2 protein-coding genes and 2 pseudogenes are annotated in these 2,951 nt (G+C 68.1%); 2 read left to right on the top strand and 2 right to left on the bottom strand.

Translation table 11 applies throughout. The annotated features are described in order from the left end of the window. Positions 1 to 259: 259 nt before the first annotated feature. Positions 260 to 847, top strand: coding sequence for a TetR/AcrR family transcriptional regulator (locus ACWDA7_RS51780; protein WP_450615045.1), 588 nt, complete (start codon positions 260 to 262; stop codon positions 845 to 847). 148 nt (positions 848 to 995) lie between these two features. Here ACWDA7_RS51780 and ACWDA7_RS51775 read toward each other — a convergent pair whose 3' ends face one another. Then, positions 996 to 1,313: a putative quinol monooxygenase gene (locus ACWDA7_RS51775; protein WP_359390393.1), complete on the bottom strand. Its 318-nt coding sequence runs from the start codon at positions 1,311 to 1,313 to the stop codon at positions 996 to 998. A gap of 269 nt (positions 1,314 to 1,582) precedes the next feature. Between ACWDA7_RS51775 and ACWDA7_RS51770 the strand changes: the two are divergent. Then, positions 1,583 to 2,188, top strand: a pseudogene (locus tag ACWDA7_RS51770) (MsnO8 family LLM class oxidoreductase); the annotation flags it as partial. Between the two features lie 41 nt (positions 2,189 to 2,229). Here ACWDA7_RS51770 and ACWDA7_RS51765 read toward each other — a convergent pair. After that, positions 2,230 to 2,951: pseudogene (locus ACWDA7_RS51765) on the bottom strand (choice-of-anchor D domain-containing protein); the annotation flags it as partial.

Genomic DNA, 2,951 nt, shown 5'->3' with positions numbered 1-2,951 from the left:
CGCCGTCCGGCGGGGGTCGTAGGTCTCGGACATGGTTCCTCCGAACGATGGATGATGAAGGACATCTAGATTCAGGATTACCACCATCATCCTGAGAGTCAAATGACGCCTCGGACTCGAGGCAGGGGTCAGGGGGCGGATCACTTCCCGCAACAGAGGCCGCCTGGGCGGACCGGGCGCGGAGCAGCACGAATCACATCTGCATGATGGGCGTCATCCAGATTGCCAGGTCGAAGGGCAGATACCGGGAGGTCATGACATGGGCCACTCTCAGGCAGCCAGAGCCACGTCGCGTGAGCGCGTCCTGCAGGTCACCGCCAGACGCATCCGTGAGGAGGGCCTCACACGCCCGGGCGTCGCGGACCTGATGAAGGAGGGGGGCCTGACCCACGACGGGTTCTACAAGCACTTCACCTCGCGTGACGATCTGATCACGCAGGCCGCGGCCCTGGCCCTGGAGGAGGGCTCAGCGAAGATGGAGCGGGCCGCGCGGACGAACGAGCAGGAACCACGGACCGGACTCATCGACTCCTACCTCGCCAAGCAGCACCGCGATGCGCCCGGCACCGGATGCGCCCTGGCCACCCTCGGCGCCGCCGGGCGCGATGACCAAGGCCTCAAAGAGGCCTACGAAAGGCAGGTCCGCACGTACCTGGACCTCATCGCCCGCCTTGACGACGGTTCCGAAGAGGCGCGGGCCGAGGCGATGCTCACCCTCAGCGCCCTGGTCGGCGCCATGCTCATGGCCAGGGCGGTAGCCGACCCGGCCTTGTCCGACGAGCTTCTGACCACGGTCGCCGACCGGCTCAGGCGACGGCAGTCATTTGCCTCGGCGCCCGCCGCCTGACGCGCAGCCCCGAGGCACGCGGGCTGTCAGACCGCGCCGCCCGCACCGTGAACCGCCCCCGGCGTGCGGTGCTCGGCGGCACCCCGCGGCCGACGCCCGGCTCCGGCTCCGGCAAGAACTGCCAACAGCTCAGCTCTGGCGAGACCTGCTATTCGGACCCGGCAGGGTGTTTGCCGGCGTAGGGCCGCAGGCGGTCGATCTCGGTTCTTTCCGCGTACTTCTCGCACTCCGACAGGAGGTGACGGACGTATGGCTGACGCCCATGCTCCTCGAAGGCGTCGTGGTCGGCGTAGAGCTCGAAGAAGACGCGCTGGTTCGCCGCCCCCTCGACTTCGTTGCACACGTACACCAGCGTGCCGGGCTCGTGCGCACGGATCGCCGCAGCGGTCTCCCGGACCAGGTTGTCAAACGCTTCTCCTGCACCCTCGCGCAGCGTGAAGCGGACACAAAGCGCCACCGGGCTCATTCCTGCCTCCTTCCCGTCCTCTCAGTCTCACCACGCATCGCCCGTCCCGCTCGCGGACGGCTCGTCACACCGTCCCTCAGCCGGGCGTCAGCGACGGCCGGAGCACAGGAAAGAAGGGGAACAAGTCGCGGCCGTTCAGAACCGCCCCGCCCGCTTGGGTCGGCCCGTGAGACGGACGCCCGCCAGATGCCAGATGCGACTGACGTACCGGCATCACCACATCGTTCAAGGATCAGGAGCGCTCGTGGAAATCAGTCAGCACCAACCGGGTGAGGTTCGTTCGGTGCGGAGGGCCGGGGAAACCGCCGTCGGCAGCCGGACTTCTGCCGCCGCTGTCCGTCCTCGACCTGGCGTTGACAGAAGAGGGCGCCGGAGCCCGCGACGCCCTGGCCGCGGTGGTCTCGACCGCGCGACGGGCCAGTGAGCTCGACCTTCGCAGGGTCTGGGTGGCCGAGCACCACCCGTATCGGTCTGTCAGCAGCGTCGCGCCCGCTGTGCTGTCGTCCCATCTCGCGGCCTCGACCTCCGGGGTCAGGGTCGGCTCGGGTGGGGTCCTGCTGACGAACCACGCTCCGCTCGCCGTCGCCGAGCAGTTCACCACGCTGGCGGCGCTCCACATCGGTCGCATGGACCTGGGCATCGGCCGCGGTCCGGGCACGAACGACCTCGACACCATCCGTGCGCTGCGCCGCGGAGCCGATCGGGCGACCGACGACGAGTACCGTGCCGGCCTCATCGAATTGCTGGAGCATCTGGCCGATGCGGATGCCCGGCAAGTGCTACCGGGGGCCGACGCGCTTCCCGAGCCATGGCTTCTGTCATCGAGCGTCGACGGTTCCGAGCTCGCCGCCGAGCTCGGATTGCCGCTCGCTTCGCACATCACCCGGTCGGCGGCTATCGCAGCGGACCGCGTGCGTCACTGCCTGACGGTGAAGTACTGCCATGCGCCCCAAGTGTTGAGGTTGCCGGTGTCCTTGCTGCTGTGGACGTACTCGGCCCGCATACGGAACTTGCTGTTGACCGCCTTGGTGAGGCTCAGCGTCGCGTAGCCGGTGCTCGAGGTGCTGAGGGTGCGGCAGGAGGAGGTGCTCTGTGTGTGCCAGGCACCGCCGTAGTACCGCTGGACCTGGAATTGCACGCACTGGCCGGCCTTGTTGGGCGTGACCGTGGCGTTCAGCTTGGCCTCGGCGGTGTGGTGGTAGACCCGGTAGAGAAGGCCGGCGTAGTGGGTGCTCCCGTAGTAGCCGCTGAGCGACTCGGACACCTTGGCGTAGGCCGACGCCGTCGTGGCGGCCGTGGCCGGGACGAAACGGTAGTCGCCGGCGAAAGCCGCGGTGAAGGTGGTCCTGCGGGTGAGTTTGTAGGTCGTGACCAGGTTGCCGTGGCTGTCCACCGTGCCGGTCTCGATCAGCGCCTTCTTGCCGCCGTAAGGCTGTGCGTAGATGGCGAGGGTACGGCCGTCATAGGTCGTGCCGAGGTGGGCGGTGATCTTTGCGGTCGCGCCGTAGGCGTACGACGGAGCGTCGGTCTTGATGGACACCGCAGTGGCACTGCGGGAGACCTGGACGGTCGCGGACGCGCTGACGGCCTGATGGGTGGAGTCACCCGGGTAGGTCACGGTGTAGGTGTTGGCTCCCC

It is taken from the genome of Streptomyces sp. NPDC001156, assembly GCF_053598275.1.
This window is presented reverse-complemented; position numbering and strand designations above follow the sequence as displayed.

Excerpts from the sequence above, each read along its gene's own strand:
- ACWDA7_RS51775 (WP_359390393.1), bottom strand. The coding sequence starts at position 1,313 with ATGAGCCCGGTGGCGCTTTGTGTCCGCTTCACGCTGCGCGAGGGTGCA.
- ACWDA7_RS51780 (WP_450615045.1), top strand. The coding sequence starts at position 260 with ATGGGCCACTCTCAGGCAGCCAGAGCCACGTCGCGTGAGCGCGTCCTG.